The 3625-nt window shown below is 68.9% G+C and carries 4 protein-coding genes; 1 reads left to right on the top strand and 3 read right to left on the bottom strand.

The window, feature by feature from the left end; translation table 11 throughout:
* Positions 1-1379 (bottom strand): macro domain-containing protein (locus tag VIU94_RS14405; RefSeq protein WP_331911414.1); only part of this gene is annotated, 1379 nt, incomplete at its 3' end.
* Between the two features lie 156 nt (positions 1380-1535).
* Positions 1536-2516 (bottom strand): helix-turn-helix transcriptional regulator, encoded by a 981-nt coding sequence (locus tag VIU94_RS14410; RefSeq protein WP_331911416.1) that lies wholly within the window; start codon positions 2514-2516, stop codon positions 1536-1538.
* A 136-nt stretch (positions 2517-2652) separates the two neighbouring features.
* Here VIU94_RS14410 and VIU94_RS14415 point away from each other — a divergent pair, with 136 nt between their 5' ends.
* Positions 2653-3048 (top strand): RidA family protein, encoded by a 396-nt coding sequence (locus VIU94_RS14415; RefSeq protein WP_331911420.1) that lies wholly within the window; start codon positions 2653-2655, stop codon positions 3046-3048.
* 242 nt (positions 3049-3290) lie between these two features.
* Here the strand turns inward: VIU94_RS14415 and VIU94_RS14420 are convergent.
* The coding region (locus VIU94_RS14420) for a DUF8686 domain-containing protein (protein WP_331911418.1) at positions 3291-3625 on the bottom strand (335 nt) is incomplete at its 5' end.

Raw genomic sequence — 3625 nt, forward strand, 5'->3', positions numbered from 1 at the left:
TCGTCGGCGTCCTGCTTGGCCTTCAGGATCTCCTCCACGATCCGCTCGGCGACGGGCCTCCAGAACGCGGTGTGCCGGTCGGGCCCCATCGCGCCGTCGCCGCTGGCGGTGAGGGAGGCGTTCAGCAGCAGCACGCCCTGCGTGAGCATCGCCTGGAACCACTCCGGCGGCTGGACCGTCTCCCGCTCCTTCAACAGAGCGCGGACGTCGGCGATGGGCGTCTTCTTGGCGATGCCGTACTTCCACATCGCCGCCGCCTTGATGAGGCAGCGGATGCTGACGACCCTGCCGAACTGGCTGTCCTTCCAGTCGCTGAAGGTGTTGTCGAACATGGCGATGCCGGTGGCACTCTCCGGCCGCGGGTACGGGTTCTGGCCGAAGACGACGACCTTCCACTTGTGCGGCGGGTTGGGCTTGAGCGCCTGGAAGGTCAGTTCCCGGACCGGGACGACCTCTGGGCTGCGGCCCTGACCGATGAACTCGCCTGCGTTCGGCTGCGCCTCGATGAGGGGCTTCAGGAGCGGAAGCCAGGGCTCACCGCCGCCCTTGAAGAGTTCGGCGAGGCCCAGCGGGTCGTTCGCGTCGGGCTGGGCCGGGGTGGCGGTTGCGTCGCTCATGGGGGAGGGGCTCCCGGTCGTCGTACCAGTGGGATGGGGGTTGCCGGCAGGCTGACCGGCCGGGTGGTCGGCGGGGTGGACTGCATCAGCGGGGCCATGAATCCCTGTCGGCGGCACGATGCGCACCCGCTTCTCGACAGGCGCGTTCTCGATGCCGGCGAGCTGTGTGGTGATCGTGGCGCGCAGTTCGTCGTCGTCCGCGAACCAGTGGTCGTGGAAGAGCGTGTAGCCGGTCCACATCAAGTTGGCGCAGATCCGGGCCGGCACCCGGCCGGTCTGCGCCCCCAACCCGACCAGCGCCACCGAACGGATGCTGCCCGGCACCTGCCGGTTCTGCCGGTGGACGGCCTGAAACGCGGCCGCGCACGCCATCGCCACGTTAAGCGTGTCACTCACGTTCTGCGAGGACTGCACCATCGTCGGCGTCGAGATCAAGAACCGCGGAACGGTCGCCCCCGACGGCACGCAGACCGCGCTGCCCACCGGGAGGCGTCCGGCGAACCGGTCGCGGATCGCCCGCTGCACGCGCAGCTGAATGCCCGCTCCGAGGTGCCGCTTGATGACGGCGTCGACCCCGCCGTCCATCCTTCCCCGGGAGTTGGTCGGGGTGACCCAGGCGTCGACGTCCTCGTCCAGGATCGAGCCCCGTCGGATCTCGACGCCCGGAGTGTCGGCGAACGCCGCCCGCCACGCTCCCACCACGCTCTCGTTGACGTCGGTCAGCACCACCCTGAGCGCAGGCTCCACACAGTCCTCGGTCATCGTCCACTCCTGTCGGCAAAAAGGGCCCTTCCAACACCCCCGACGCTAGCGGCCACCACTGACAACGCCGCTGCGGGAAAGGCGCGATGACCTGCCGTCACACCGTCGAGTACGAACCGGTCGGGGCTGCTCGCGACCGACCGGGCCGACGGCTTCTCACTCTCCGGATGAGTCGCCGTAGCGGGCGGCAATCGTGGCGGCGCGGCTGCGCAGGGAGGTGCGCAACGACTGCGGGGTCAGGGCTTCCGCGTCCGTGCTGAGCTGCCACAGCGCCCATTCGGCGTGTCGTGAATCCTGGAAGGTCACCTCCAGCCGCAGCCAGCCGTCTGCGTCGGGTTCTTCGGCGCGGACGGCCAGCGCGGTGCCCAGCAGTTCCTCCCGCCGCGCCGGGTTCACCCGTACCAGTACGGTCATGTGGTCGCCGCCGGAGAGGAACTGCGCGGAACGCTCCCGCCAGATCCGGTCCAGATCGACTCGGCTCGGCCGCTGTGCCGGTTCGGGGAGTTCCTCGGCGGCCAACACCCGCGACAGCCGGTAGGTGCGGTCCGCGCCAGATCTCGTGGCCAGCAGGTAGCCCCGGTCCCGTACGGTGACCAGGCCGATCGGGTCCACCGTGCGCCACTGTGGTGCCTGGCCTGTGGCCGCGTAGTGGATGCGCAGCTTGTGTCCGGCGAGCACCGCACGCCGGACCTCGATCATCGTGGTGTCGGGCACCTCATCAGCGACCAGCCGCCGTGAGAGCAGGTCGGTCTCCGGGTCGACGAGGAATCGCTGGGCCGCGTCGCTCACGGTGGCCTGATGACTTTCCGGCAGCGCGTCGACCACCTTCCGCATGGCCGAAGCGAGCGCCGAGCCGAGGCCGAACACCAGCTCGCCGCGCCCCGATCCGGCGGCCAGCAAGGCAAGGGTCTCGTCGTGGTTCAGTCCCGTGAGCTCGGTCCGGAAACCGGGCAACAACGCGAAACCGCCGTGCCGGCCACGTTCGGCGTAGACCGGGACGCCGGCCGCGGACAGCGCCTCGATGTCGCGCAGCACGGTACGAGTGGACACCTCCAGCTCGCGGGCCAGCGCGTCCGCAGTCATCCGACCGCGCTGACGCAGCAGCAGCACCAACGAGACCAACCGATCGGCGCGCATGCGAGAACGCTAACGGAATACATGACCAAGGGTGTCGTGATTTGTTGCGAGGCTCCTCAACACGACGTCAGAGCCGGCGGCTGCCGGGCCGATGGACGTACGTATTTCCCATGAATCGAATGGAGCTGACGTGGCGATGGAACGAACGGCGATCAACCCGGTGACGTGGTCGGTGGAGATGGGATTCAACCAGGGGGAGGTCGTCTCCGGGCACACACGGACCCTGTACATCTCGGGGCAGACCGCGATGAGCGATGACGGCAAGCCCCAGCATGACGGTGACATGGCAGCGCAGTTGGCGCTGAGCATCGACAACCTGGAGGCCGTGCTCGGCGAGGCCGGCATGTCTCTCGCGAACCTCGTCCGGCTCAACGTCTACACGACCGACGTCGATCTGCTCTTCCCGCACTACGGCGTGCTGGCGGCGCGGTTGGGCGCCGCCGGGGTGGCGCCGACCACCACGATGCTCGGGGTGACGAGACTGGCGATCCCGGGCCAGATGGTCGAGCTCGAGGGGACTGCCGTCGCGTAACGCGACATCAGGCGGCCCTCGCCGGAACGCCGGAACCTGATCTCGAGCAGCGGTGAAGGGGTGTCCGAAGCCATAGGAGGAGGCTTCGGACGCCCTTCAGCCCAGCACGGCGGTTCCCCCATTCGACGACCATGACTGCTCCTCCTCGGAGGTTCCCCTGAGGCGGCCCCGGCACCGCCGAGGTCGCCCCAAACGGATCCGCGGGGGAGTTCACGAAGTCTTTGAGCGGAGTGCGGATCGCCTCACTTGGTGGGCTGGGCGTCGTCCGGGCGGAGGGCGGTGCGGATGCCCGTGATGACCACGGTGATCAGGCAGAGAGCGATCAGGGTCTCGGCCCACAGGAACGCGAACCAGTCCAGCACGCAGCCGATCGGGGGTGTGCCGGGGGCGGTGTTGCGGAACGCCGCGAGGGCGAACAGGGTGGCGGCCATCCAGGCGAGAGCAGGCCAGACCAGGCCCTTGACGCGGGTCGTCAGGTACCAGGTTCCGAGGAGCACGGACGACGCCAGCGCCCACATCACGACCATCATGAAGACCGCGAAGACCAGCAGGCTGCCCGATCGGGCCAGACTCAGCG

This window comes from Streptomyces sp., assembly GCF_036566765.1.
Lineage (GTDB): Bacteria > Actinomycetota > Actinomycetes > Streptomycetales > Streptomycetaceae > Streptomyces.

Bases quoted from the DNA above. Each gene is read 5' to 3' on its own strand.
- VIU94_RS14415 (WP_331911420.1), top strand. From the start codon at position 2,653: ATGGAACGAACGGCGATCAACCCGGTGACGTGGTCGGTGGAGATGGGA.
- VIU94_RS14410 (WP_331911416.1), bottom strand. From the start codon at position 2,516: ATGCGCGCCGATCGGTTGGTCTCGTTGGTGCTGCTGCTGCGTCAGCGC.